This is a genomic window from Micromonospora sp. NPDC049102 (assembly GCF_043197485.1).
In the GTDB taxonomy this organism is placed as follows: Bacteria; Actinomycetota; Actinomycetes; order Mycobacteriales; family Micromonosporaceae; genus Micromonospora.
In genome coordinates, this window is the sequence record NZ_JBICTE010000045.1 from 1 (window position 1) to 24968 (window position 24968).

The 24968-nt window shown below is 70.0% G+C and carries 27 protein-coding genes; 10 read left to right on the plus strand and 17 right to left on the minus strand.

Annotation, left to right across the window (positions count from 1 at the left end; genetic code table 11):
* Window positions 1-351: 351 nt before the first annotated feature.
* Window positions 352-729 carry a nuclear transport factor 2 family protein gene (locus ACGFH9_RS28950; RefSeq protein ID WP_393225434.1) on the plus strand — a complete coding sequence of 126 codons (378 nt, stop codon included), beginning with the start codon at window positions 352-354 and terminating at the stop codon, window positions 727-729.
* A 7-nt stretch (window positions 730-736) separates the two neighbouring features.
* On the opposite strand, the gene ACGFH9_RS28955 is transcribed toward ACGFH9_RS28950, so the two are convergent.
* From ACGFH9_RS28955 to ACGFH9_RS28965, 3 genes are all read right to left on the minus strand, one after another.
* Window positions 737-1207: a molybdenum cofactor biosysynthesis protein gene (locus ACGFH9_RS28955; protein ID WP_393225437.1), complete on the minus strand. Its 471-nt coding sequence runs from the start codon at window positions 1205-1207 to the stop codon at window positions 737-739.
* 215 nt (window positions 1208-1422) lie between these two features.
* A complete protein-coding gene (locus ACGFH9_RS28960) occupies window positions 1423-3546 on the minus strand; it encodes a PQQ-dependent sugar dehydrogenase (protein ID WP_393225440.1) in 2124 nt (707 codons plus the stop codon).
* 37 nt (window positions 3547-3583) lie between these two features.
* Window positions 3584-4105, minus strand: coding sequence for a hypothetical protein (locus tag ACGFH9_RS28965; RefSeq protein ID WP_393225443.1), 522 nt, complete (start codon window positions 4103-4105; stop codon window positions 3584-3586).
* Between the two features lie 130 nt (window positions 4106-4235).
* On the opposite strand from ACGFH9_RS28965, the gene ACGFH9_RS28970 reads away from it, so the two are divergent.
* Window positions 4236-5270, plus strand: a complete 1035-nt coding sequence (locus tag ACGFH9_RS28970) for a LacI family DNA-binding transcriptional regulator (RefSeq protein WP_393225445.1) — start codon at window positions 4236-4238, stop codon at window positions 5268-5270.
* A gap of 16 nt (window positions 5271-5286) precedes the next feature.
* Here the strand turns inward: ACGFH9_RS28970 and urtE are convergent, their stop codons facing one another.
* The 6 genes from urtE to ACGFH9_RS29000 form a co-directional block, all read right to left on the minus strand.
* Window positions 5287-5979, minus strand: coding sequence for an urea ABC transporter ATP-binding subunit UrtE (gene urtE, locus ACGFH9_RS28975; RefSeq protein WP_393225448.1), 693 nt, complete (start codon window positions 5977-5979; stop codon window positions 5287-5289).
* Window positions 5979-6755 (minus strand): urea ABC transporter ATP-binding protein UrtD, encoded by a 777-nt coding sequence (urtD, locus tag ACGFH9_RS28980; protein WP_393225451.1) that lies wholly within the window; start codon window positions 6753-6755, stop codon window positions 5979-5981. The genes urtE and urtD overlap by 1 nt, the downstream gene beginning before the upstream one ends.
* A complete protein-coding gene (gene urtC, locus ACGFH9_RS28985) occupies window positions 6752-7927 on the minus strand; it encodes an urea ABC transporter permease subunit UrtC (protein WP_393225453.1) in 1176 nt (391 codons plus the stop codon). Before urtC ends, urtD begins: the two co-directional genes overlap by 4 nt.
* On the minus strand, window positions 7924-8811 hold the full coding sequence (gene urtB, locus ACGFH9_RS28990) for an urea ABC transporter permease subunit UrtB (RefSeq protein WP_393225455.1): 888 nt from the start codon (window positions 8809-8811) through the stop codon (window positions 7924-7926). Before urtB ends, urtC begins: the two co-directional genes overlap by 4 nt.
* A 75-nt stretch (window positions 8812-8886) precedes the next feature.
* Window positions 8887-10131 (minus strand): urea ABC transporter substrate-binding protein, encoded by a 1245-nt coding sequence (gene urtA, locus ACGFH9_RS28995; protein WP_393225457.1) that lies wholly within the window; start codon window positions 10129-10131, stop codon window positions 8887-8889.
* Window positions 10132-10537: 406 nt separating this feature from the next.
* A complete protein-coding gene (locus tag ACGFH9_RS29000; RefSeq protein ID WP_393225460.1) occupies window positions 10538-11620 on the minus strand; it encodes a substrate-binding domain-containing protein in 1083 nt (360 codons plus the stop codon).
* A 137-nt stretch (window positions 11621-11757) separates the two neighbouring features.
* Between ACGFH9_RS29000 and ACGFH9_RS29005 the strand changes: the two genes are divergently transcribed.
* A complete protein-coding gene (locus ACGFH9_RS29005; protein ID WP_393225462.1) occupies window positions 11758-12420 on the plus strand; it encodes an RNA-guided endonuclease InsQ/TnpB family protein in 663 nt (220 codons plus the stop codon).
* Complete coding sequence (locus ACGFH9_RS29010) at window positions 12315-12779, plus strand: MarR family winged helix-turn-helix transcriptional regulator (RefSeq protein ID WP_393225465.1); 465 nt, start codon at window positions 12315-12317, stop codon at window positions 12777-12779. Before ACGFH9_RS29005 ends, ACGFH9_RS29010 begins: the two co-directional genes overlap by 106 nt.
* A 7-nt stretch (window positions 12780-12786) precedes the next feature.
* On the opposite strand, the gene ACGFH9_RS29015 is transcribed toward ACGFH9_RS29010, so the two are convergent.
* Window positions 12787-13161, minus strand: coding sequence for a cupin domain-containing protein (locus ACGFH9_RS29015; RefSeq protein ID WP_393225468.1), 375 nt, complete (start codon window positions 13159-13161; stop codon window positions 12787-12789).
* A 172-nt stretch (window positions 13162-13333) separates the two neighbouring features.
* Between ACGFH9_RS29015 and ACGFH9_RS29020 the strand changes: the two genes are divergently transcribed.
* Window positions 13334-14323, plus strand: coding sequence for a response regulator transcription factor (locus tag ACGFH9_RS29020; RefSeq protein WP_393225471.1), 990 nt, complete (start codon window positions 13334-13336; stop codon window positions 14321-14323).
* A 141-nt stretch (window positions 14324-14464) separates the two neighbouring features.
* Window positions 14465-14947, plus strand: a complete 483-nt coding sequence (locus tag ACGFH9_RS29025; protein WP_393225474.1) for a DUF2690 domain-containing protein — start codon at window positions 14465-14467, stop codon at window positions 14945-14947.
* Window positions 14948-15050: 103 nt separating this feature from the next.
* Here ACGFH9_RS29025 and ACGFH9_RS29030 read toward each other — a convergent pair whose 3' ends face one another.
* The 7 genes from ACGFH9_RS29030 to ACGFH9_RS29060 all read right to left on the minus strand — a co-directional run bounded on the left by ACGFH9_RS29030 (window position 15051) and on the right by ACGFH9_RS29060 (window position 19895).
* Entirely contained in the window at window positions 15051-15767 is a 717-nt protein-coding gene (locus ACGFH9_RS29030; RefSeq protein WP_393225476.1) for an urease accessory protein UreD, read from the minus strand.
* Complete coding sequence (gene ureG / locus ACGFH9_RS29035) at window positions 15767-16438, minus strand: urease accessory protein UreG (RefSeq protein ID WP_393225536.1); 672 nt, start codon at window positions 16436-16438, stop codon at window positions 15767-15769. The genes ACGFH9_RS29030 and ureG overlap by 1 nt, the downstream gene beginning before the upstream one ends.
* Window positions 16439-16520: 82 nt before the next feature.
* Window positions 16521-17318, minus strand: coding sequence for an urease accessory protein UreF (locus tag ACGFH9_RS29040; protein ID WP_393225479.1), 798 nt, complete (start codon window positions 17316-17318; stop codon window positions 16521-16523).
* Window positions 17318-19021, minus strand: a complete 1704-nt coding sequence (locus ACGFH9_RS29045; RefSeq protein ID WP_393225482.1) for an urease subunit alpha — start codon at window positions 19019-19021, stop codon at window positions 17318-17320. The genes ACGFH9_RS29040 and ACGFH9_RS29045 overlap by 1 nt, the downstream gene beginning before the upstream one ends.
* Window positions 19018-19368 carry an urease subunit beta gene (locus ACGFH9_RS29050; RefSeq protein WP_393225485.1) on the minus strand — a complete coding sequence of 117 codons (351 nt, stop codon included), beginning with the start codon at window positions 19366-19368 and terminating at the stop codon, window positions 19018-19020. Before ACGFH9_RS29050 ends, ACGFH9_RS29045 begins: the two co-directional genes overlap by 4 nt.
* Complete coding sequence (locus ACGFH9_RS29055) at window positions 19365-19667, minus strand: urease subunit gamma (protein ID WP_355245213.1); 303 nt, start codon at window positions 19665-19667, stop codon at window positions 19365-19367. The genes ACGFH9_RS29050 and ACGFH9_RS29055 overlap by 4 nt, the downstream gene beginning before the upstream one ends.
* Before the next feature lie 90 nt (window positions 19668-19757).
* On the minus strand, window positions 19758-19895 hold the full coding sequence (locus ACGFH9_RS29060; protein WP_393225488.1) for a hypothetical protein: 138 nt from the start codon (window positions 19893-19895) through the stop codon (window positions 19758-19760).
* Window positions 19896-20077: 182 nt separating this feature from the next.
* Here ACGFH9_RS29060 and ACGFH9_RS29065 point away from each other — a divergent pair, with 182 nt between their 5' ends.
* The 4 genes from ACGFH9_RS29065 to ACGFH9_RS29080 all read left to right on the plus strand — a co-directional run bounded on the left by ACGFH9_RS29065 (window position 20078) and on the right by ACGFH9_RS29080 (window position 24902).
* Window positions 20078-20887, plus strand: coding sequence for a hypothetical protein (locus ACGFH9_RS29065; protein WP_393225491.1), 810 nt, complete (start codon window positions 20078-20080; stop codon window positions 20885-20887).
* A 154-nt stretch (window positions 20888-21041) separates the two neighbouring features.
* A complete protein-coding gene (locus tag ACGFH9_RS29070; protein ID WP_393225494.1) occupies window positions 21042-21446 on the plus strand; it encodes a hypothetical protein in 405 nt (134 codons plus the stop codon).
* Between the two features lie 616 nt (window positions 21447-22062).
* Window positions 22063-22725: a hypothetical protein gene (locus tag ACGFH9_RS29075; protein ID WP_393225497.1), complete on the plus strand. Its 663-nt coding sequence runs from the start codon at window positions 22063-22065 to the stop codon at window positions 22723-22725.
* A gap of 11 nt (window positions 22726-22736) precedes the next feature.
* A complete protein-coding gene (locus ACGFH9_RS29080; RefSeq protein WP_393225500.1) occupies window positions 22737-24902 on the plus strand; it encodes a DUF262 domain-containing protein in 2166 nt (721 codons plus the stop codon).
* Window positions 24903-24968: the final 66 nt, after the last annotated feature.

Sequence of the window (24968 nt, forward strand, 5' to 3'; positions counted from 1 at the left end):
GCCGCGATCTGGCATAACCGGACCACCGGCCAACCCGTGACCAGGTCCCTGATCGCCTACGACCACTGACCAGACTTCGGACTTACTCGTCTAGCCCATGGTGGTGCGGGCGGCGGTGTCGATGGAATCTGCCACCGGACCGGGTTTCGAGACAGCCACGACGCGTTCATTCGGCATCACCTACCGTGGCATAGGGCCAGTATTCGGGATGAAAAACGCCCAGGTCGGCGATTCGGATGGACGGGTGGGGCGCCGCCGTGCCGATGCGTCCACGTCCTGGCGGTGTGGCCTGCCACAATGCGGTCAGTCCGGACGGCGGCGCCGGGAGCGGGAGACCGGGAGGACGGTGCCATGCCGGACAGCGCACGCGAGGCGGAGCTGCTCGACGCCGAACGCACCCTGCAGGCCGCGCAGAGGGCCGGTGACGTCGCGGCCCTCGACCAGTTGCTGGTCGACCAACTGATCGCGATCGGCCCCGACGGCCGCAAGCACACCAAGGCGGAGGATCTCGCCGCGCACCGGGACCGGACCTCGGTCGTCGAGGAGCTGACCGAGGAGGAGTTGGACCTGCTCGTCGTCGGGTCGACAGGTGTGACGTTCTGCCTGGCCCGGGTCGCCGGGACGTTCGACGGCGCGCCGTTCAGCGCGCGCCTGCGCTACACCCGCACCTGGGTGCACGACGACCCGCACGGTTGGCGCGTCCTCGCCGCGCACATCAGCCAGGTCTGAGAGGCGGTCAGCTCACCGTCGCCTCGACCGGACCGATACGCAGCACGCCGTCGTGCAGCGGCGTGCAACGGACGCCACCCGTGGTGCGCAGCGCCTTCCAGGCGCCCGGCCCGACCGTGACGTCCATCCACGCGCAGGGGCGGGCGGCGCGGTTCACGCGCAGGCCGACGGGGCCGTCGCCGGAGTCGAGGATCAGCACCCTGCCGATCAGCTCGTCCACGGCGAGGCCGACGGTGAGGATGTTGCGGCGGACCTGCGCCAGGCCGATCCCCGCCGGCAGCGATTCCTGGGCGATCACCGTGACACTGGCGTCGCGGTGCGCCTGCTTGCCGAAGTAGCGATCGCCGACGATGCCGAGGCCGGCCCGGATCTGGACGGTGTCGACCAGCTCGCCGGGCGGGGCCGGCGCCGGGCCGTCGGAGGGCCGGCCCAGGAAGCGGTGTACGGGCGAGGCCAGCAACTCGACGATCTCCGGCATGGCAGGAATTGTACGAAGTAGACCGGCTCCGACGGGTCAGGTCCGCAGACGATGGGCCCGCGCCCTGGCTCGGGCTGTCGGGGAGGCCGGCGGCGACCGCCGTGGGGGCGGCTGCGGTAGTGAGCGGTATACCTCAGAGTCATGAATATGACCCTGAGGTATACCGCCCACCGGCACATCGACCTGGCGGGCCAGCCGAAGCGGATGGCGAGCGTCTAGCTCGACCGCGATCCGGCCTGGGCCGGTGTGCCGGTCACGGTGAGATGGCGTGCTCGGCCGACGTTGTCGAACGAGCCGAAGCCCACCCGCCCCGATCCGAACGTGGTGTCCTTCGCGGTCAGCAGCGGGTCGCGGTGCCCGTCGACGTAGACGGCGATCTCGCCGGTGGCCGGCAGGTGCACGACGCGTACGCGGTGCCACGCGGCGTCGGTGATCGCCGGGTTGGCCCCACGGGAGCGGCCGTTCCACTGGTGGTCGATGCGTTCCCGATCGGCATTGTTGACCTTGAAGATGCCGTTGTGCGGATAGATCGTGTTGTCGGTGGAGAGGTGGGCGTAGTAGAACTCGGTGTCCGAGCGCCAGCCGAAGACGATGATCACGTCCCGGTTGCTGACGTCGACCGGCGTGTCGAGTCGTACCCGAGCATCGACCTGCACCGACGACCAGGTGGGGCCGGTGGTCAGCACGGCGTACTCGAAGGGCCGGCGCGGGCCCGGCCGGCTCTCGCCGGCCTCGGCGAGGATGACCTCGTCGCGGGTGAACTGCCACTTCGTCGGCGTCACCGGCGCCCAGTTGGCGGCGCCGGCGGTGTGGCGCAGGGTGGTGCCGCCGACGTCGCCGCTGGCGAACTCCCGGGTGCCGGTGACCTTCCAGACCGTGCCGTTGGCCTTGGCGACGAGGTACAGCTCGCCGGCCGCGTCGGTGCCGAAGCGCAGGTCGACCCGGTTGGGGTCGCCGGGCGCGCCGGGTCCGGAGAGGTCCCGCATCCGCACCGGCGAACCCGCGGCGTCGAAGAGCGCGAGCTGGTGGATCGGGGCGAGGCCGCGGCCACGGCGCATCTCGTTCGCCTCGGTGTAGAGCACCCGGCCGTCGACCAGGTCGCCGAAGACGTACTTGCCGCGCAGCGCCGGCACCGCGCGTCCGCGGTAGACGAAACCGCCGGCCACCGCGACGCCGACGTCCGCGGTGCAGTTCCAGTCCGCGGCGGGGTCGTGGTCGTACGCGGCGACGGGGTACGTGTAGCCGTAGCGCTCGTCGTCGGCGGGCAACGGGAACAGCCGGTCGCAGGGGTTGGTGGCCGCCTTGTCGAAGACGAAGGAGCCCTCGCGCTCGCTCCAGCCGAAGTTGTCGCCGGCGCGGACCTCGTAGATCGCCTCGACGGCGTGCTCACCGATGTGCCCGAGGTACATCCGGCCGGTCGCCCGGTCCCAGCTGAACCGGTGCGGGTCGCGGAAGCCCACGGCGTGGATCTCGCCGAGCGCCCCGGTCCGCCCGACGAACGGGTTGTCGGCGGGGATGCCGTACCGGCCGTTGGCCGACGTGGTGCCCCTCGGGTCGATGCGCAGCAGCTTGCCGTGCGGCAGGCCCAGGTTCTGCGGGTCGGTGGTGCGCACGCCGAGGCCGCCGTCGCCTACCGCGAGGTAGAGCAGGCCGTAGTCGCGGTCGTGGCGTTTCGCCGTGGGGTTGAAGTTGATCTCCTGGATACCGTGCACCTGGCCGCCGAAGCCGATCCGCAGCACCTCCCGGCGGGTGCCGGCGAAGGTGTCGGCGGCCGGGTCGTCGGCCGTCCACTCGGTGATGACGCCGTGGTAGATCGTGCCGGCCTGGGCGTAGTCCGGTGGCGTGGTCGTCGCCGACGCCAACTCGGTGTGGATGGTGTAGAAACGGCCGTTGACGCCGAACTCGGGGTGGAAGGCGACGTAGCCGAAGCCCTGGCCGAGCCCCCGGCCGGAGAAGAACTGGGGCGCGAACGTCGCCGCCACGTCCAGGTAGACGTGCGGCACGCCGTTCTCGACCAGATAGAGGTTGCCGTTCAGGTCGGGCACCGCGCGCCGGCCGGACCCGTCGGGCAGCTCCATGATGGTGTTGATCCGGGCGGTCCGCATGAGCCGCTGGTCCGTCGGCGCGGGGGTCGGGTACGACTGCGGGAATCGCGCGTACTCGTCGAGGAGCAGCCCGAGGCGGGACTGGGTCGGCATCTCGGGGATCGGATCGTAGACGGCGTCGGCGGCCCGGGCGGGCGTGGCGAACAGGGTGGACAGCACCAGCACGAGCGCCGTGAGGCCGGCGGTCAGCGCGGTGGGGCGCAGCGCGCGGGGATGGTGGGCGGTGAGCAGCACGCGTGTCTCCTTCTCGGTGGGACGGTGCCGAGGGTGGTCAGCGGGCCAGGTGGCGGTCCTGCCGGCGCACGTCGGACGCGGAGACCACGCTGTCCAGGAACAGCAGGCCGTCCATGCGGCAGTCGCAGGGGTTGCGTTCCAAGTTCACCTTGAACCAGCCCATGATGGTGGTGCCGCCGGTGGCGCTGAACGCGCGTAGCGTCCGCACCACGCTGGCCGACCAGGTGCCGACCGTCCAGTCGTCGTTGCCGGTGGTCGTCGGATCGACCTGCCGGGTCTGCACGGCGTTACCGCTGCCCCGGGAGGCGTGGTCGGGCACCCGCATCGCCGTGCCGCCGTTGACCAGCTCGACCTCGGTGCCGGAGCGCCCCTGGTCGCGTTCGAGGGCGGGGTCACCGGGCACCGGGTGGTCGAAGTCGTACGCGGCGACCACGTGTGCCCGCAGCTCCGGGTGGACGTCGCGGGCGATGCTCCGGTCTGCCTGGGCCGGCGGCGCTCCGACACCGGTCAGCACGCCCACCACCAGCAGCGAGACGGCGACGATTCGAGTCCTGGACATCGTTCACCTCGTTTCGCGGCACGCCGGTGCCCGGTACGTAAGCGCTTACGTAAGCGCTTACGTACCCTAGGCTTCGACGATCGTCACTGGCAATAGATCGGGTGACATACATGTTTCCGGGGAGTTGCGGATGCCCAGGGCTGGCCAGCGGCCGCGCCTCGTGGAGGTGGCCGAACGCGCGGGGGTCTCACTGGCGACCGCCTCGCGGGCACTCGCCGGCCGCGAGGGGGTCAGCACCGAGGTGGCCGACCGGATTCGCCGGATCGCCCACGAGCTGGGGTACGTCGCCAACCCGTACGCCCGCACCCTGGCCGGGGGCGCCCGTTCCACCGTCGGGCTCATCGTCCACCAGGTCGACGATCCGTACTTCTCCGAGATCGCCGCAGGGGTCATCCAGCTCGCCGCCGAGCAGGGGCTGCTGGTGCAGATCTGCCAGTCCGGCCGGGACCCGGTCTACGAGCTGCGGCAACTGCGCCACCTGATCGCACAGCGGGTCGGCATCATCCTGATCAGCGGCTCGGGGTACGACGACCCGCGGGTCGAGGCCGAGGCCCGCGCCGAGTTGGCGGCGTTCCAGGACCACGGTGGCCGGGTCGCCGCCATCGGCCGGCACGCGCTCGGTGTCGACGCCGTCCTACCGGACAACGAGGCCGGCGGGCACGCGCTCGCCGCGCACCTGATGGACCTCGGTCACCGGCACATCGCGGTCGCCGCCGGCAGCGCCGGCCTCACCACGGTCGCCGACCGGCTCACCGGCGTGACGGCCGCGCTGCGGCAACGCGGCCTGCGATCGGCCGACCTGATTGTCGTCCACGGGAACTTCACCCGCGGCGGCGGACGGGCGGCCACCGAGCAGATCCTCAACGAGCACCCGGAGACCACCGCGATCGTCGCGCTGAACGACGCCATGGCGACCGGGGTGCTCTCGACGCTGCGGTCGCGCCGCGTGCCGGTGCCGGGGCGGATCTCCGTCGTCGGCTTCGACGACGTCTCCGTCGCCGCCGACCTCGCGCCCAGCCTCACCACCATCCGGCTGCCGCTGACCGAGATGGGCCGTACCGCGCTCGCGCTCGCCCTCAAGCCTCGCGCGGCGCGACCCCGCCGGCGCGCCACCGGTCACCTGCTGGTCGTCCGCGACTCGACCGGCCCCGCACCGACGACGTGAGCGGAGGCGGGCGAGGTCAGACCGCCAGCGCCGCCCGCACGGCGCGCTCCGCCGTGACCCCACCGTCGCCGTGCGAGGTGACCCGCCCGGATTCGAGGACGTGGTAGCGGTTCGCCACCCGCAGCGCGAAGCCGAGGTGCTGTTCGACGAGCAGCACGCTGAAGCCCGACTGCCGGGTCAGCTCGACGATCCGCTCCTGGATCTCGGCGACCACCGACGGCTGGATGCCCTCGGTCGGCTCGTCGAGCATGAGCAGCCGCGGCCGGGTGATCAGGGCGCGGGCGATGGCGAGCTGTTGACGCTGACCGCCGGAGAGCAGCCCGGCCCGTCGCCGCAGCAAGGGGCGCAGCGCCGGGAACAGGTCCAGCACCTCCGCCGTGGCCACCGCCCCGTCACGCCGACCGTCGGCGACCAGGCGCAGGTTCTCCGCCGCCGTCAGGTGCGGAAAACACTGCTGGCCCTGCGGGACGTACGCCATCCCGCGCGCCACCCGCTCGTGCGGCGCGAGACGGGTGACGTCCTCGCCGTCCAGCTCGACCACCCCGGCGGTCGGGCGCAGCAGGCCGGCCGCGACCCGCAGCAGAGTGCTCTTGCCGGCGCCGTTGTGCCCGAGCACCGCGGCCACCCCGTCGGGTGGGACGGCGAGGTCCACCCCGTGCAGTACCCGGGAACGTCCGTAACCGGCGTGCACCCCACGCAGGGTCAGCATCATGCCTCCGAAGGACTGGGGACCGACCCGGCGGCGACCGGGTGACCAAGGTAGACCTCCTGTACGCGCGGGTCGGCCTGGACCTGCGCCACCGTGCCCTCGCTGAGCACCTTGCCCGCGTGCAGCACGGTGACGCTGCGCGCGAAGCGCCGCAGGAAGTCCATGTCGTGCTCGATCACCACCACCGTGCGGTCCCGGCTGACCGTCTCCAGCAGTGCGCCCGTGGCGTCGCGCTCCTCGTGGCTCATCCCGGCGACCGGCTCGTCGAGCAGCAGCAGCCGCGCGTCCTGCACGAGCAGCATGCCGATCTCCAGCCACTGCTTCTGGCCGTGCGCGAGCGTGCCGGCGAGCTGGTCGGCACGCTCGATCAGCCCGATGGTCTCCAACGCGGCGGCGACCTCGTCCGGAATCCCCCGCCGATGCCGGGCGAGGGTCGCCCAGCTCCGGCGGGCGCCCGCCGCGATGTCGAGGTTCTGCACGACCGACAGCTCCTCGAAGATCGTCGAGGTCTGGAACGTCCGCCCGATGCCGAGGCGGCTGATCCGGTGCACGGGCCGACCCAGCAGCTCCTGGTCGCCGAAGCGGACCGAACCGGTGGCCCGCACCAGGCCGGTGATCGCGTCGACCAGGGTGGTCTTGCCGGCGCCATTCGGCCCGATCAGGAACCGGATGTCGCCGGCCGGCACCTCCAGCGAAACGCCGTCGACGGCGGTGAACCCGTCGAAGCTGACCCGCAGGTCACGAACGGACAGCCCGTCCAGTCGGTCCTCGCTCATGCCGCTGGCACCTCCGCCCGCTCGGTCCGTCGTCGACCCAACGCCGACCACCGGCGCGGGCCCGCGTCGCGGCGGCGGGCCAGCGCCCACAGCGACGCCAGGCCGCCGGGCAGGAACGCCACCACCACCACGAAGAGCAACCCCTGCAGGTACGTCCAGGTGCCCGGGAACCGTTCCGAGAGGGCGGTACGCGCCCAGGCCACCGCGACCGCGCCGAGCACCGGGCCGAGCAGCGTGGCCCGGCCACCCACCGCGACCCCGATGACGAACTCGATCGACGGGACGATGCCGATCAGGGCGGGCGAGATGATGCCCACCGCCGGCACGAACAGCGCACCGGCGAGGCCCGCCATGCCGGCCGCCACCACGTAGGCGACGAGCTTGACCGACGCCGGGTCGTACCCGAGGAAACGGACCCGCTCCTCGCTGTCGCGCACGGCCACCAGCAGCTCGCCGTAGCGGCTGTGGATGAGCTGGCGGGCCAGGGCGAGCAGCGCCAGCAGGACGCCGGCGATGATGAAGTAGACCATCCGCTGGTTGACCGGGTCGTCGAGGTCGTAACCGAAGAAGCCCTGGATGTCGGTCAGCCCGTTGGTGCCGCCCGTGGTGCCCTGCTGCCCGATGAGCAGGATCACCATGGCGGCCGCGAGGGCCTGGCTGAGGATGGCGAAGTACGCGCCCCGCACGCGGCGACGGAACACCAGCGAGCCGAGCCCGAAGGCGACGGCCATCGGCAGCAGCACCGTGGCGGGCAACGCGAACCAGGGGCTGGCGAACGGCCGCCACCACACGGGCACTTCGTCGAGCTGCCCGTACAGCTGCATGAAGTCCGGCATCCCACCCGGGCCCGCGTCGGCGAGCTTGAGGTGCATGGCCATCGCGTAGCCGCCCAGACCGAAGAAGACGCCCTGGCCGAGGGTGAGCATGCCGCCGCGCCCCCAGGCGATGCCGATGCCGACGGCCACCATGGCGACGCAGAGGTACTTGGCGAGCAGGGCCAGCCGGAAGTCCGACAACAGCAGCGGCGCGACGCCGAACAGCACCGCCGCGCCGAACGCGAACCCGGCCGCCGCGCGCAGCCGTGACCGGCCGCCGGACCGGCTCGGTGGCGTGGCGTCGGCCGGGGCGGGCGGTGTGGTGGTGCTCGGGGGCGCGGGTGTCACGGCGGTCATGCGAGGCTCCTGGTCCGCAGGGTGAACAGGCCCTGTGGCCGCCACTGGAGGAACGCGACGATCGCCACGAACACGATCACCTTGGCGACGCTGAGGGTCGTCAGGTACTCTCCGGTGGCCTGGAGCACACCGAGGGCGAAGGCGACGATCACGCTGCCCTTGAGCTGGCCGATCCCGCCGACCACGACGACCAGGAAGGCGTCGATGATCAGGTTGGTGCCCATGGTCGGGCCGATCGGGCCGAGCAGGGTCAGCGCCACCCCGGCGAGCCCGGCCAGGCCGGACCCGAGGAAGAACGTCGTCCGGTCGACCCGGGCGGTGGGGATGCCGGACACCGCGGCGAGGTCGCGGTTCTGCACCACCGCTCGGATGCGACGCCCCAGCGGGGTGAGCCGCAGCGCCAGGGTGAGCGCGGCGACGGCGGCCAGCGCCAGGGCGAGGATGAACAGCCGGTTGTTGGCGATGGTCAGCCCGCCGGGCAACGCCACGTTGCCGGTGAGCAGGTCCGGCGCGCGGGTCTGCACGTTCGGGCTGCCGAAGACGTCCCGCGCGAGCTGTTGCAGCATCAGCGACACACCCCAGGTGACCAGCAGGGTGTCCAGCGGACGGGCGTAGAGCCGGCGGATCAGCAGAATCTCCAGCAGCACGCCCATCGTGCCGGCGACCACGAACGCCACCGGCAGCGCGACCACCAGCGACAGGCCAGCGGAGGTGATGCTCTGTTGCAGCACGTACGTGGTGTAGGCGCCGGCCATGATGAACTCGCCGTGCGCCATGTTGATGACGTTCATCTGGCCGAAGGTCAGCGCCAGCCCGAGGGCGATGAGCAGCAGCACCGCGCCGATGCTGATGCCGGTGAAGAGTTGACCGAAGAGGACTGTCACGGTGGGTACTCCGTACTGCTGGTCGGGGGGCCCGGGCGGGGCGCGTCGTCGCGCCGCCCGCCCGGGCCGGCGTCGTCAGCTCAGGCCGCTCGCCCACGGGTAGGTCTTGAGGTACGGGTCCGGCGTGACCGGCTTACCGGAGTTCCACACCTCGGTGATCAGGCCGTCGGCGCCGATCTTGCCGATGCGGGCGGTCTTGGCGATGTGCTGGGTCTTGCCGTCGACGGTGACCAGGCCCTCCGGCGCGTCGAAGGTGATCCCGTCGGAGGCGCCGCGGACCTTCTCGACGTCGAACGCGCCGGCCTTCTCGACCATCGCCTTCCACAGGTAGACGCTGACGTAGGCGGCCTCCATCGGGTCGCTCGTCGGCTTGTCCGCGCCGTACTTCGCCTTGTACGCGGCCACGAACTTCGTGTTCGCCGCGCCAGGCGTGGTCTGGTAGTAGTTCCAGGCGGTGAGCTGGCCCTGGAGGTACTGGGTGCCGATGCCCTTGACCTCTTCCTCGGCGATGGACACCGACACCACCGGCATCCCGGTCGCGGTCAGGCCCGCCGACTTGTACTCCTTGAAGAAGGCCACGTTGCTGTCACCGTTGAGGGTGTTGAAGACGGCCTTCGCGCCGGACGACCTGACCTTGTTGACGATCGTGCCGAATTCGGTGGACCCGAGCGGCGCGTAATCCTCGCCGATCACTGTCATCCCGTTCGCCGCCGCGTACGCCTTGATGATTTTGTTGGCCGTCCGGGGGAAGACGTAGTCGCTGCCGACCAGGTAGACCGACTTCGTTCCCTGGGACTTGAGGTAGTCGAGCCCGGGAACGATCTGCTGGTTGGTCGTCGCGCCGGTGTAGAAGATGTAGGGCGACTGTTCCAGACCCTCGTACTGCACCGGGTAGAACAGCAGTGCCTTGTTCTTCTCGAACACCGGCTTGACCGCCTTGCGGCTCGCCGACGTCCAGCAGCCGAAGACGGCGGCCACCCGGTCCTCGGAGATGAGCTTCTCGGCCTTCTCGGCGAAGGTCGGCCAGTCCGAGGCGCCGTCCTCCCCCACCGGCTGGATCTTCTTGCCGAGGACGCCGCCGGCCGCGTTGATCTCCTCGACGGCGAGCATGATGGAGTCGCGGACGGTGACCTCGCTGATCGCCATGGTGCCGGAGAGCGAGTTGAGCAGGCCCACCTTGACGGTGTCGCCGGAGACGTCGGCGGTGACGCCGGCAGCGCCGCCCTCGTCACTGGTCTTGCTGCCGCACGCGGTCATGGCGGCCGCGGCGACGAGGGTCATGGCACCCGCCAGGATGCGGCGGCCCCAAAGAAGTGACATCTAATCTCCCTGCGGTGCACTCAGGTAGCGAAGGGACGGTCGGTGCGGTCCGGTGGAGCTGACGTTGGCGATGCCGGGGCGAACGGGTGGACGTCGCCTGCGGTCATCGCATCGGGTACGGGCACGCAAAGCGTCGACCGGCATGATTGCGTGAGTGTTTCCCAGCCCTTAATTGACTGTTTCCCCGGCACGTCCGGGAGCGCACGCCACAATGGCCGACACCGTCCGCGCAGGACAGTGTCCGCCGTGATTAATTCGATGGAGAATTGCCACCACAATGGTCGGCGAACAGATTTCGCCGACGGTGGACACACATTCGCGGCATCGGGCCTCCGGGCCAGATACTTCACGCAGGAAGCATCTTAGGGTCGAGCCGGGTGGGCCTGTCAAGGGTCCGGACGGGCGGTCAGAGCTGGGCGAGCACGGTGAAGTCGAGACCGTCGGCCTCGGCGAGGTAGATCCGCTGGCGCACGTGCCGCCGACGCAGCCGCAGCCGACCCCGCGGCCCGTGGTACGCCACCGTGTCGGCGGCCGTCTCGATCGCCCGTACGTCGAGGGTGCGGGCCTGCGCGATCAGGGCGGCGAGCAGCATCACGCCCTCGTAGCAGGACTCCCCCAGACTGCCCAGCGGCGGCGCCTCGACCCCGAACCGGCGGGCGAACTCGCCGTGGAAGTCGAGGTTCTCCTGCGTCACGAGGCCCGCGAAGAAACCCGCCGTGCTGTAGAGCCGCCGCGTCGCGCCGACGCCGCTCGCCAGCAGCATGTTCTCGTCCATCAGGGTGCTCAGCCGCAGGCAGCGCTGATCCATCCCGGCGCGGGCGAACGCCCGGTTGAACCGCACCGCATCGGCGCCGACGAGCAACATCACCACCGCGTCGGCCTCGCTGCGCTCGATGTGGCGCAACACGTCGTCGAAGTCGTGCGCCTCCAACGGCAGGAACGCCTGCCCCACCACCCGCCCACCGCCGCGCAGCGCGTACCGCTGGGCGGCCCGCGCGGTGCGCCGCGGCCACACGTAGTCGTTGCCGACCACGAACCAGCGGCGTACGCCCTGCTCGCCGGCGAGCAGCCGCATGGCGGGCCACAACTGGGCGTCCGGCGTCTCGCTGGTCAGAAAGACCCCCTCGGTACGCTCCCCTCCCTCGTAGAGGGCGGTGTAGACGTACGGCACGCGGTGGGCGACCCGGGGCGCGAGCGCCTGCCGCACCGAGGAGATGTGCCAGCCGGTCACGCCCTGCACGGCACCCACCGACACCAGCGCCTCGACCTGGGCGGCCACCTCGGCCGGTGGGGCGCCACCGTCGACGGGCACCAGCCGTACCTCGCGGCCCAACACCCCGCCGCAGGCGTTGATCTCCTCCACCGCGAGCTGGGCGCAGAGTTCGCAGGTCGGACCGAACATCCCCGCCGGACCGCGCATCGGGTACACCAGCGCGATGCTGACCACGGCCCGATCGACGGTGAGCCACGGCAGTGCCGGCGCGGACATGAGCACATGATTGCCCGGCCCACGTCGGAAGACCAGAGCTCACCACGGACCGGGACGGGCCGCGCGCGGGCTCAAGCGGTTGCAGCAGGCCCCTCTCGCGCAAGCAGAAGGGCTCGGCCATCCGCAAGAAGGCCGTCGTGAAGGTCGCCAGGGCGCACGCCCGGGTGACCGACACCCGGCGGGACTGGCAGCACAAGCTCTCCACACGGATCATCCGCGACAACCAAGCGGTGTACGTCGAGGACCTGTGCGTCGTCGGTCTCAGCCGGACCCGGCTCGCCAAATCGGTATACGATGCGGGCTGGGCAAGCTTCACCGCCATGCTGGAGTACAAGGCCACGAGGTACGGGCGCACCTTCGCCCGGGTGGACCGGTTCTTCCCGTCCACCCGCATGTGCTCCGACTGTGGCTGGATCAACGACAAGATGGTGCTGAACGTCCGGGAATGGGACTGCCTCTGCGGAGCAGCCCACGACCGGGACGTCAACGCCGCCATCAACGTGCTCGCCGCTGGACAGGCGGAGAGTCGAAACGACCGTGGAGCGCAGGTAAGACCGGGACTCGTCCCGGCACCGCGCGGCGAAGCGGTAACCCACCCGGACGCCGCGTGTTCCACGCGCAGCGTGGAGGGAATCTCCTTCCTTCAGGGCGGAGAGGATGTCAACATGACAGGGCCACTGGCCCAGGGAGTTCCATGTCAGACGTGTCCGGGGCGCCAGCCGACCTGCTGCGCTCGCTCACCCGCGCCGAACGGCTGCTCTCCCGCCGGTTGGCCGCCGTTCTGGCCGACGACGAGCTGACCACCGAGGCGTGGCGGGTTCTCTGTCTGCTGGCCGACGGTCAGGGCCATCCGATGACCGAGGTGTCCGCCGAGGCGTCGTTGCCGCCGGGCACCCTCACCAAGCTGGTCGACCAGCTCGTCGACCGTAACCTGGTGTTCCGACGGATCGACGCGCTGGACCGCCGACGTATCCGTGCCTACCTGACGACCCGTGGGCGCCGCGAGCACGCCCGCCTCGACGAGCGGGTCCGGGCCAGCCTCGCCGAGCTGGGCGTACCCGCCGACACCGCCCTGCTCGACCACCTCGACGACCTGATCGCCCGCCTCGACCCGGCCCGTCAGCGCGACCACGCCGAGGCGTCCGGCCCACACCGCTGACCCCGCGTCACTCCACCTTGGTCAGCAGCGGCTTGCCCTTCTCGACGACGTACGTGGCCAGCTCGACGGCCACCCCGTCGCCGACGTTGCGCGCCTGGTGGTGGACCCCGTACGGCACGGTCAGGGCGTCACCGACGTTGCACACGACCGGCGGCTGACCTTCGAGGGTGTACTCCAGGGAGCCCTGGAGCACGCAGATGATCTCCTCGCCGGGGTGGAAGTGCTTGAACGGCGGCGAGTCCGGCGTGAACTCGACCCGACTCTGGACGACCTCGCGGCCCTCGATGCTGAGATCGTGCCTCTGCAGGTCGACACGCCACAGCCCGGGAGCGCCCTCGACAGCCGTCGGACTGATGCCCTCGGGTCGATCCTTGCCACTCATCACGGCCTCCTGTGCGCCGTCGCGCGAACGGCGACTGGTCCGGTTGGCACATCCCCCCGAGGATAAGAGGCCGCGGACTCGTCAGGTGCGGGATGCCGAAGATGGGGCTTCGTCGTGTGGCGCACGCGTCGTTCTGCGCTCGCCGGCCACCTGTATCGGCCAATCGCATTGAGTGGGCGCCCATACTCGATGCGTGACCGATGGAAGCGCAGCCTTCTCACTCGCCGTTGCCCGAGCACTGGAGACCGCCGACTTCTCGATCCGACATCTCGCGCCTGGGGATCATCGGAAGCTTTACAACCTCGTCCGGGTCACGATGTCCACCGTCGCACCGGTCGACAGCTTCTACATCGCCTTTCTCCGCGACGAGCACATGCTGGTGATCCCCTATGTCTACGACGGGCAGGAGCACGAGCACTCCGGTTTCCAGGCCTACGGCCCGGAGGGCCTCACCGCGTGGATCAAGAAGAACGCGCGACCCTACCGATACGCGTCCGACCAGGGTCGCCTGCTCCACAAGGGCCACACCTTCGGTGACCACGAACGCCTTTCCCGCGACGCCATCGTCGTCCCCCTGCTCGATCCCGTCGACGGAGGGCAGCGGGTCGCCGGGCTCGCGTCGATGTTGACCTACCAGCCCGACGCGTACGGCGACGAGGCCGTCCTGGCGTTCGAGTGGCTCGCCCGTCGGACGATGCGAGCGCTGGCCCGCGAGCGAGAGGACGCGCACGAGATGGCCGGATTCGTCGAACGAGGTGAGCGAACCTCGTTGACTCACGGGTCCGTCCCCGGTGTCGTCGAAATGGTGAGCCATGCGTTGGGTTCGATGAAGGAGACGATCACTTCGCTAATCCAGGGCCCAGGCGACGGTGTCGACTCCAAAGGCACCCTCCGCGATCTGCTGGAGCAGTGTGAACGACTCCAGACCGATGTCGCCGAGCTCCTGCTGATGCCCACCACCGAGGGTGGTGATCTGCTGATCACGCTCACGCCCCGAGAGCGCGAGATCGCCGGGCTCATCGCCGACGGCTTGAGCAACGACCAGATCGCGACCCGCCTGGTCATCTCCGAGAAGACGGCCAAGACGCACGTGAGTCGCATCCTCCGGAAGTTCGGCGTCCGACAACGATCAGCGGTTGCCGCCAAGCTCAGGCCGTTCTGATCGAACGGGTACGACTTTGTCGTACCGGCCGCATGCGCACAGATACGCACCGGGTCAATAGCGCCTTTCCCGCCCTCCTCCGAAGCTGAACAGGTAAGCCCGTCGTCTCCACCCGGGGATGGGACAGAGAGGAAATCCGTGTTGACACCGATCAGGAAGACCACGATGCCGCAGCGGTTCGTCGCCGCGCTCGCGACGACCGGGGCGCTGGCGATGTCCGTCGCGACGCCCGCCCAGGCCGACGGCGCCAGCGGTGGGAGCAACTACTACGACGGCAAGGATCCGGCGGCCACAGGCTGCAACGCCAACGCCGCGCAGATCGCCACGCGACCGATCACCAGCCGCGACACGGGTCAGCAGGTCGCCACCATCCAGATCTTCTACTCCTGGTCCTGCCACTCGAACTGGATTCGGGTAACCGGAAACCCGTACGGCGGCAACACCACCAAGAACATCTCGTCGTCGCTGGGCGGTTGGAACAGTGAAGCGGATCTCGGCTACGGATCGAGCTATTCGATGATGGTGTACGCGCCGGGGACGACGCAGATCAACGGCGACGTGACCCTGTGGGAGCCGGGGATCAACGAGTACAACTGGAGGGCGATCGGCACCTTCTCCCTGTGATCGGGGGTTGACGTCGGCCCTGCGCCGCGCCGATCACCACGCACTCGGCAACGGACCGGTCGCCACCGACCGGCCCGTTGCCGCATGGGGATCCCGACTTGCCTCACACTGCGAGGTGGGTACGCAGCGTGTGCGCGTCGGGGGCGGTGGCGGTCCACAGTGTCGCCGGGCCGCCGGCCAGGGGCAGTCGGGCCAGGGTGCCGTCGACCGTCGCGGGCTCGGCGGGACGCTCCGGGTCCACCACCAGCAGCGACCCGGTCGCCGGCGCGCCGCCGAGCACCGCGGGGCCGGCCCAGCCGGGCGCTCCCGGCCCCACGGCCAGCGACTGGCGCAGCAGCGGCCGGCCGTCGTAGTCGACCCGGGTGTGCACGACAGCAGCACCGGGCGTTTCGCCGTACCGGCCGCAGATCACCTCGTCACGCCAGGTCAGGCTCGCCCCCGCGGCCAGCTCGACCCGGGACTCGGCGAGGTGGGCGCAGCCGGCCGCCGCGACCAGTTGCTCGGGCAGCCAGTGCAGTGCGCCGCCGTCGCGCACGACGGCGCGTACCGCCATCCGCGACACGGCACCGGGCCGGCCGGGCAGGGCGACCGAGGCGGCGACGCTGTGCAAGCGCACCGCCGCCCCCGGTCCCACGTCGATCTCCAGGCGCAGGTCGTCGCCGGCGAGCGGACCGGCCGCCCCGCCGACGACGTACACGGTCACCACACGACCGTCTCCGGGCGTCTGCCGCAGCAACAGCGGCGTCTCGCCGTGCAGCTCGGTGAGGACCGTGCCGCCCCGGCTGTCGGCCCGGGCCACCAGCCGGGCGAGCGCACGCATCAGGCCGGGCCGACCTGTGCGGCGATCGGGTGCAGGGCCGCGTGGTGGGCCAGCTCGTGACGGATCCAGTCGGCCACCAGACCCGCCGTCGGGTCGCCGACGATCGACAGGAACAGCGTCGGAAGGTCGCCCCGCCGGGCCCGCGCGTCCCGGTCCATCACGGCCAGGTCCGCGCCCACCATCGGCGCGAGGTCCGTCTTGTTGATCACGAGCAGGTCGGCGGACGTTACCCCGGGCCCGCCTTTGCGGGGCACCTTGTCCCCGCCGGCCACGTCGACCACGAAGATCTGCCGGTCCACCAGGCCTCGGCTGAACGTGGCGGTCAGGTTGTCCCCGCCGCTCTCGACCAGCACCAGGTCCAGTGGGCCGACCGTCTCGGCCAGCTCGTCCACGGCGTCGAGGTTGGCCCCGATGTCGTCGCGGATCGCGGTGTGCGGGCAGCAGCCGGTCTCCACCGCGCGAATCCGGCTCGGGTCCAGTACGCCGGCCCGCTTGAGGAAGTCGGCGTCCTCGGTCGTGTAGATGTCGTTGGTGACCACGCCGAGGCGCAGCTCACCGGCGAACGCGCGGCACAGGGCCGCCACCAGGGCGGTCTTGCCGGACCCGACCGGGCCGCCGATGCCGACGCGCAGCGCCCGGCCGGCCCGCGCCAGCGGCGGATGCGGGTCCATTCCCGGTTCGGGGTGGGTGTGCGGAACGGTCTCGTCGTGCGGGATCGGGTCGGCAGTGGGCGCAGCGGTCGGCGAAACGGTGTCAGGACGCAAAGAGACGCACCTCCCAGGTGGCATGAGCTTCGGCATGGATGTCGGCAAGGGGCGCGGCGGCCGCGGGCAGCCGCTCGGGTGGATCGTCGGCGGCCCGGGCCGCCTCGGCGGCGGTGCCGTCGCACAGGTCGGCGAGACCGACCAGAACGGCCTGGACCTGGTACGGGTCGAGGCCGAGCAGGCGTACGCCGGCGCTGGCCGCGCCGGTCACCGTCCCGTGGGCGGCGACCATGGCGGTCTCGGCGCGGCTCAGACCGGCGGCGGCGCAGAGCAGCCCGAGCACCAACGGTTGGTGCGCTCCCTCGGGCGCGGCGGGCAGGTCGTCGAAGGACGCGCCCGGCCAGATGGCCCGGCCGGCGCGCAGCAGGGCCCGGCCCTGGCGACGGGACACCGCGCGCAGCGCCGGCGACGCGGTACGGGCGTCCAGCTCCGCGTCGAGCCGCGCCAGCATGCTCCCGCGTACGGCCGCTCCGGTCGACGTGGTCCCCCGCCCGGCGGGATCGGTCGGTGAGGTGCCCCTCCCGGCGGGATGACCCAGGCCGACCGGCCTCGTGGTGCCCTCGGCCGGCTCGGCGGCGGACGGCGTCACCGCCCGGTGCGCCGCCGCCGCGAACGCCGCGCCGACCAGCCCGGCGGTGGCCAGCCGGCCGACGAGGAACGCCTCCAGCGAGGCGAGGTCGGTGACCCGCCCGGCGGCCACCGCCGCCTCCAGGCCGCCGGAGTGCGCGTGCGCGCCGGCCGGGAAGCGACCGTCGGCGAGCAACAGGAGCAGACTCGACGTCGCCATCAGAACAGGAAGTACCGCTGGGCCATCGGCAGGCGTTGCACCGGGTCCGGCTCCACCACGACGCCGTCGATCCGGACGGTGAAGGTGTCCGGGTCCACCTCGATCCGGGGCATCGCGTCGTTCTCCGGCAGGTCGGCCTTGCCCCGCGAGCGCACGTCGGCGACGGGCACCACCCGTCGCCGCACGTCGAGGCGCAGCCCGGCGTCGAGGGCGGCCGGCGCGACGAACGCCAGGCTGGTCGCCGCCGCCGCCGCGCCGTACGCCCCGAACATCGGTCGCGGCAGCATCGGCTGCGGCGTCGGGATGGACGCGTTGGCGTCACCCATCTGGGCGTACGCGATCATGCCGCCCTTGATGACCAGGTGCGGTCGTACGCCGAAGAACGCCGGGTCCCAGAGCACCAGGTCCGCGAGCTTGCCCGGCTCGACCGAGCCGATCTCCCGGTCCAACCCGTTCGCCATGGCGGCGCAGATGGTGTACTTCGCCACGTACCGCCGGGCTCGACGGTTGTCGGCCGCGCCGTCGCCCGTCAGCGCGCCCACCCGCTCCTTCATGACGTGCGCGCTCTGCCAGGTGCGCAGGATGACCTCGCCGACCCGGCCCATCGCCTGCGCGTCGGAGCCGATGATCGAGATCGCGCCGAGGTCGTGCAGCAGGTCCTCGGCGGCCATGGTGGACGGTCGGATACGACTCTCGGCGAAGGCCAGGTCCTCGGGCACGGACGGATTGAGATGGTGGCAGACCATCAGCATGTCCAGGTGCTCGGCGAGGGTGTTGGCGCTGTACGGCCGGGTCGGGTTGGTCGACGACGGCAGCACGTTGGGCTCGCTGGCCACCGTGATGATGTCCGGTGCGTGCCCGCCTCCCGCGCCCTCGGTGTGGTACGAGTGGATGGCCCGACCGCCGATCGCCCGCAGCGTGTCGGCCACGAACCCGGCCTCGTTGAGGGTGTCGGTGTGGATCGACACCTGCACCCCGGAGGCGTCCGCCACCCGCAGGCAGGCGTCGATCGCCGCCGGGGTGGTGCCCCAGTCCTCGTGCAGCTTGAAACCGCCCGCTCCGGCGCGCAACTGCTCCCACAGCGCCTCTTCCGAGACGGTGTTGCCCTTGCCGAGCAGCAGCACGTTGACCGGCATCGTGTCCAGCGCCTCGTGCATGCGGGCCAGGTGCCAGGCGTTCGGGGTGACCGTGGTGGCCCGGGTGCCCTCGGCGGGGCCGGTGCCACCACCGACGAGCGTGGTGACGCCGCTGGAGAGCGCCTCCGTGACGATCTCCGGGCAGATGAAGTGCACGTGGGTGTCGACGGCCCCGGCGGTGAGGATCCGGCCGTTGCCGGCGATGACCTCGGTGGCCGGTCCGATCACCAGGTCGGGATGGACGCCGGGCATGGTGTCCGGGTTGCCGGCCCGACCGAGGGCGACGATCCGCCCGTCGCGCAGGCCCACGTCGGCCTTGACCACCCCCCAGTGGTCGAGCACCACCGCACCGGTGATGACGGTGTCGAGGGCACCCTCGGCACGGGTGGCCCGCGACTGGCCCATCGATTCGCGGATCACCTTCCCGCCGCCGAACACCGCCTCGTCGCCACCCACGCAGTGGTCGGTCTCCACCTCGATCAGCAGGCTCGTGTCGGCCAGTCGGATGCGGTCGCCGGTGGTGGGCCCGTACAGGTCGATGTAGCGGTCCCGCCGCACGGCGCTCACCGCGCCGGCCCGTCGGTGGTCGGTGCGGTCGGGGACGCCTCGTCCAGCGGCCCGGCGCATTCTCCCCGCAGGCCCGGGACGACGCGCGCGCCGCCGAGCGGCACCAGGTCGACGCTGCGACTCACGCCCGGCTCGAACCGGACCGAGGTGCCCGCCGGTACGGCGAGGCGCTGCCCCCAGGTGACGCCCCGGTCGAAGGCCAGGGCCGGGTTGGCCTCGGCGAAGTGGTAGTGCGAGCCGACCTGCACCGGACGGTCGGCGGTGTTGACCACGACCAGGGTGGTCACCGGCCGACCCACGTTGATCTCGACCGGGCTGGCCGCCGGCAGGATCTCCCCGGGGATCACGGGATCGGGTGGTGCACCGTCACGAGCTTGGTGCCGTCCGGGAAAGTGGCCTCCACCTGCACCTCCCTCAGCAGCTCGGGGATGCCGTCCTGGACGTCGTCGCGGTCGAGCACGGTCCGGCCGGCCGACATGAGGTCGACCACCGACCGGCCGTCGCGGGCCCCTTCCAGCAGGAAGGCGGTGATGATCGCGACGGCCTCGGGGTAGTTGAGTCGCAGGCCGCGTTCGCGGCGGCGGCGGGCGACATCGGCCGCGACGTGGACGAGCAGGCGGTCCTGCTCGTGCGGGCTGAGGAACACGGGATTCTCCGGTGGGGATCGGCGTGGCCGGCTCGCCGTCGGCTCCGCGCGGAGCCGCGCCGGGCAGCGACACCCGGAGTACGAGCTGAGTCACACGACCGCCGGAACCGCCGTCGCCGGGGTGGCCCGGGACTCCACCATCCCGGCCCGCACGACGGGCATCCGGCGGTGTCGGTCGGATGCGGACCGCACCGCCCACCGCTTGAGCAGACCGTAGAGGATCGCCACCGGCGGGGGCAACAGTGTGCCCGGGATGAGGGATCATGCCGTGCCGGCGGCAGGGTCGGAAAGCCGACGCGCCTGCGGGCCGCATCGTGGTTCCCGGCGGCTCGCACGCGAGCGCGTCGATGGGATCATGGCGGTAGCGGGCGTTCCCGTCCGCCTCGGCCGATCCACAGTGGAGGCATTCGTTGGGTGAGTCCCCGCCCCCCGCGTCGACCACCGGCGCCAGCGACGCCCGTCGGATCAGGACGCTCGCCGTGATCGGCGTGGCGGCCAACATCCTCGGTGTGGTGACCGCGGTGGAGAGCTGGCTCAAACAGGACGTACTGCTGTTCGCCCTCACCCTGACGGCGGTGCTGCTGCTCGGTGGGTTCTGGCTGTGGCGCCAGCGGACCCGCGTCGCGATCGCCCTGCTGACGATGGGCTGCCTGCTGCTCGGCGGTGTCGTGGCGACCCAGCTCCGCCACCCGTCGACGCCGTCACCCACCGCCGGCTCGTTGACGTCACCGCCCACCACCGGCTCGCCGACGTCGGCCACCGCATCCCCACCGACCAGCGGCCCCGCCGCGCCCTCCCCGAGCCAGGCCACCCCTGGTGCCAACCCCGACACACCTCGCACCCTCGTCGAACGGGACGTGGTGCTGCCCCGGTCCGCCGCCGTCAACGTCGACCGACCGGATCAGCGGGTCGTCACGAACCACACCGACGGCGCGACGGACGGGCTCGACCTCTACCACGACTGGGGGCAGGTGCGCTCGGACAACATCCAGGTCGCCAACACGCCGAGCGTGTACCAGTACTCCGGCGGCAACCCCGCCCAGGCGTACGCGGGCTGCGTGGCGTCGGCCACCGGCTCGGCGCGGGCCTTGTTCACGCCCGGCGCGAACTGGTGCTTCCGTACCTCGGAGGGACGCCTCGGGTTCGCCACCATCACGAACACGCGCGCCGACCAGACGTTCGTGGTCCACGTCGTCGTGTGGGACGCCCCGGGCACCTGACCCGATGATCGTTGGTCGCTGAGCAACAAACTGCACGGCGTGTCGTGTCGCTCAACGACCATCGATCACGGGCTCCGGCGTCGGGCGGGGCGTCGACGTGTCCGCAAACGGGATGTCATTCCCGCGACAGGCCGATGCGGGAGATGATCGCTCGATGACGGCGACGAGGCGTACGGGCGCACTGATCGGCGGGCTCTTCCTGGCGGTGGCCACAGTCGGGGTTTGGCTCGTCTGGCTGGGCTGGGACACCGGTTACACGGTCGACGCGCGGACCGGCGCGACGAGCGGCCCGTACGAGGCGTGGCCGGTGATCGGCTGTGTGCTGACGCTCGTCCTGCTGGCCGCACTGGCCGCGTGGCGACTCAGCCCGTGGCTGGTGGCACCCGTGATGACTATCGCCTTCACCGCCGCCTGGTCTCGACAGGCAGCGTCGCGCGACGACAGCGGTCTGTGGGTTGTCGGAGCAGTCCTGGTGCTGATCGGGATGGCGGTGGGCAGTACGACGGTGAGCCTCACCGCCCGCCGGGTTGCCGGTGGCCGGGTTGACCGTCCCGCCTAGACGAGTAAGTCCTAACTCACGACAGGGCCGGGTTGGGCTGGGTTGGGCTGGGTTGGGCTGGGGCGAAGGTCGCTGGTCGTCCGCTGTGACTGCTCGCCGTGTCGTTGTGCTGGTGAGCGGTATACCTCAGAGGAATGAATATGACTCTGAGGTATACCGCTGACGACCGTATCCGCTTCCAAGGAGGTGACCGAGAGTAACCGGACGCCGCCGTTCGCCTCCCTGCAAGCGGATGCGCCCACCGCCCCAGCGAAGGTTAGGAATTACTCGTCTAGAACGCATCCGGACGACCTCGCACCGGCTCGTTGGTTGGCGTCCTGCGTCGACACCAACCCGGCATGGACGGTTCGAACTGGTTCCACTATCGGTGCAGGCGGTGAGGACTGTGACAGCCTGTTCAACACCAACCATTATGGATCCAGGTTCCGACCAGCACGACGCACTGCAGGTAGAGAGCACGTCGCCGTCTTGCGTCCGGCGCCCACTCCGGACCTATAGCAAGAAGGCGGGCTCAAAGGGGCATAGAGCAACTGTCGCTCATCAGACACAGATGGATGATGGCCGATGCGCATAGCATGCAAGCTACGTTCAGCTCGGGCCTGGAAGGTGGTACGTCTTGGGCGCAGGAACCGTCGCGCATCAGTTTGCGGAAGACCCGGGATCAGTCTTTATCGACGTAATCCAGACTGCGTCTGAGCGGATCAGCGCGCAAGCGATCAAGGCCAAGCTGATCGAGGCAGGTGTCAAGAAGCTAGACGTCGATCACCACTGGAGGCTCTTCCAACGCGGGATCAAGTGGCATCCACAGATTACTGCGATAAACAAGAAGTACGGATGGTCGGCCGAACGGCAGTCTGCTCGAAGTTCACTCGACGTACTGGCCGGTCATTTACTCAAGACGTTGCCGCCTTGGGTCGCCCAGCATCTCGTGCACAACGTGGCTGCTGCGCTCGACGCCAGCGGGACGACCCCTTCTGGATGGGACCACGAGTTCGAGGAGGCCAGGTTGGTTGCCGATCTTGCCGTGGCAGTCGAGGTCCTGCAGTCTCGCGGTGACACGATCACAGAAGTCATGAAGCTCCTCACGGACGAGACGCGGCGCAAGCGGCTGTGGCCGCTCGGCCGGCCCGGCGAGAGCCTTCCATTTGACCCGGACTCCCACGAGGCCGAGTCGGGCGCACCGAACACCGGAGCACTCGTTCGGGTCGTGCGCTCCGGCTATATCTGGCGCGGAAGGGGTGAGCCTATCGTGGCCGCCAAAGCGACAGTGGCCCTTTAGGTCGGGCCCCCATGGCCAGGAAGCACAGCACCAAGAAGCTGGTCAGCGCACGCGAGCAATCCATCGATGCGTTGTTCAGCACAGAGTCGTTCGCTCTCGACTACTACCAGCGCGAATACGTCTGGGAGGAACCGCAGGTCGCGCGACTAATGAACGACCTCTCCCGAAAGTTTCTCGACCAGTGGAGCGACGAGCACTCACTGGCCGATGTTAAATCGTACGATCCGTACTTCCTCGGCCCGTACATCATCTGCACAGCGGACGGGCGGACCTCGCTCGTCGACGGTCAGCAGCGCATCATCACGCTTCTACTACTGCTGATCTATCTGCATCGGCAGGCAGCGGCGACGCCGAAGGCAAGCAGCAGGGCCGGCAGACTCTTGACCTTGATCATGTCCGAGCGGTTTGGCAGGCGGACATTCCGTGTGGACGTCGATGAGTACGGTGCCTGCTTCAACGCTCTGCTGAACGACCGTGGATTCGACGTCGTCAACGCCCGACCTTCTATCCGCCGCATCTCGCAGTCGTACCAGTACATCGACATCCACTACCCCGCACAGGTGCGCGGCGATGTCCTGGTCATGTTCATCGATTGGCTGCTCTACCGGGTCTCCTTGGTCGTGATGGACGCAGGCGACCGAGACCGGGCAGAGGAAATGTTCCAGTCGATCAACGATTGTGGCGTCCGGCTCTCGCCGATGGACCATCTCAAGCGTTTCCTGCTCAGTGACGCCGAAGCGGATCCGCGTGAGCAGGAAGGCGCTTGGACCACGATGGTGTCGGCTCTGGAAGACCTTGAGAAGGGCGCCGCGTTCGCCTACCTTCGGACCGTCTTCCGGGCGCGATTTCCCGAGGCCGCCCACAAGCCGGGGCCGAGCCTGAACGACGCAACACACGAGTGGGTGCGGGCGCACCAGGCAGAGATCTGGCCCAACCGCAAGAACGGAGACCGGGTCCGCCTCATCACCGAGGTGCTGTACCCCTTCCACACCACATACGCCACGCTGCTGCAAGCACGATCCCGGATCAACCCGGACCTACGAGCCGTGCGGTACAACACATTCAACGGCATAGCCGAGCAGTTCGACCTCACCTTCGCTGCCCTGAGGTCCAGTGACTCGGAGACGGAGCGGGTACAGAAGGCCGGCTTGGTAGCCAACTTTCTCGATCTCTTCTACGTGACGCAGACGCTTGGCGACGAACCGGTCGAGCAGCGACACATCGATGAGCTCGTCTCCGCGGTCATGCCTGCCGTACGACTGTCCGAGTCGGTTCAGGAGCTCAGCCGCACCCTTGGGGAACATGCAGCAGACTGGCCGGTCCGACTGCAGCTCATTCCGGACATGCGCTACGACACCCAACGCAGATTCGTTCACTACGTGTTGACTCGCCTGACCGCATGGGTCGAAATGGGCGCGACCAATGGCGAGGCGGATCCCACCGACCGCTTCCTCCTGCGCCGAGACCGTGACCGCGACTTCGAGATCGAACACCTCTTCACCAGCACGGCGTCGAAGTACGCGCACAAGGCGCCCGACGCCCGCTACTACGGCTTTCTGCGGAATCGGATTGGAGCGCTCCTACTCTTGGACGGCCCGGAAAACGGTAGCTACGGCGGGGTGCTCTTGGAGAAAAAGCTAGCGTCGTACCGGAAGGATACTCTGCTGGCCGGAATGATCAACCCGGACTTCTTCCAACGAGGCAACGTCCGGCTCCGGAAATTCCTCACCGGCGAAGGCCTGTACGGCATGATCGCTACCTATGACGCAAGCACCGCGCTGGAGCCGTTTATCGAGGCGCGCGGTCGCTTCTACTGCGAGATCGCTAGGAAGATATGGAGCCTCGACGCGCTCGGACTGGCCCCGCCGCCGGCGCCCGGCCCCCTCGCGCCTGGGAAGCGCACTCGCTACGGAGTCCGGTTCCAGGATTTGGTTGAGGCAGGCTTGGTAAGTGTGGGAGACCGGCTCGTCGGCCGCAGACGTGGCCAACTGTACTACGCCCGAGTCCGCCCAGAAGGAAGCATCGAGACCGCTTCAGGAGTCGCAAACGCGCCTACCAAAGCGATGGAAGACGCGGTCGGCGTAGCCAGCAACGGCTGGGCCTTTTGGGAGGTTGAGGGGACCAAGCAGCGGCTCGACACCATCCGGCAACGCTACCTCGAACAGGTCGCCCGTTAGAGCCTTCCGATACCACGCGATACCTGCTCGCCACTTGACCTACCTCGATCCAGGCACCCTGGGCAC

Bases quoted from the DNA above. Each gene is read 5' to 3' on its own strand.
- ACGFH9_RS28950 (WP_393225434.1), top strand. From the start codon at position 352: ATGCCGGACAGCGCACGCGAGGCGGAGCTGCTCGACGCCGAACGCACC.
- ACGFH9_RS29080 (WP_393225500.1), top strand. From the start codon at position 22,737: ATGGCCAGGAAGCACAGCACCAAGAAGCTGGTCAGCGCACGCGAGCAA.
- urtA (WP_393225457.1), bottom strand. From the start codon at position 10,131: ATGTCACTTCTTTGGGGCCGCCGCATCCTGGCGGGTGCCATGACCCTC.
- ACGFH9_RS29040 (WP_393225479.1), bottom strand. From the start codon at position 17,318: ATGGCGACGTCGAGTCTGCTCCTGTTGCTCGCCGACGGTCGCTTCCCG.
- ACGFH9_RS29030 (WP_393225476.1), bottom strand. From the start codon at position 15,767: ATGCGTGCGCTCGCCCGGCTGGTGGCCCGGGCCGACAGCCGGGGCGGC.
- urtD (WP_393225451.1), bottom strand. From the start codon at position 6,755: ATGAGCGAGGACCGACTGGACGGGCTGTCCGTTCGTGACCTGCGGGTC.
- ureG (WP_393225536.1), bottom strand. From the start codon at position 16,438: ATGGACCCGCATCCGCCGCTGGCGCGGGCCGGCCGGGCGCTGCGCGTC.
- urtC (WP_393225453.1), bottom strand. From the start codon at position 7,927: ATGACCGCCGTGACACCCGCGCCCCCGAGCACCACCACACCGCCCGCC.
- ACGFH9_RS28970 (WP_393225445.1), top strand. From the start codon at position 4,236: ATGCCCAGGGCTGGCCAGCGGCCGCGCCTCGTGGAGGTGGCCGAACGC.
- ACGFH9_RS29015 (WP_393225468.1), bottom strand. From the start codon at position 13,161: ATGAGTGGCAAGGATCGACCCGAGGGCATCAGTCCGACGGCTGTCGAG.
- ACGFH9_RS29010 (WP_393225465.1), top strand. From the start codon at position 12,315: ATGTCAGACGTGTCCGGGGCGCCAGCCGACCTGCTGCGCTCGCTCACC.
- ACGFH9_RS28965 (WP_393225443.1), bottom strand. From the start codon at position 4,105: ATGTCCAGGACTCGAATCGTCGCCGTCTCGCTGCTGGTGGTGGGCGTG.
- ACGFH9_RS29070 (WP_393225494.1), top strand. From the start codon at position 21,042: ATGACGGCGACGAGGCGTACGGGCGCACTGATCGGCGGGCTCTTCCTG.
- ACGFH9_RS29000 (WP_393225460.1), bottom strand. From the start codon at position 11,620: ATGTCCGCGCCGGCACTGCCGTGGCTCACCGTCGATCGGGCCGTGGTC.
- ACGFH9_RS28955 (WP_393225437.1), bottom strand. From the start codon at position 1,207: ATGCCGGAGATCGTCGAGTTGCTGGCCTCGCCCGTACACCGCTTCCTG.
- urtE (WP_393225448.1), bottom strand. From the start codon at position 5,979: ATGCTGACCCTGCGTGGGGTGCACGCCGGTTACGGACGTTCCCGGGTA.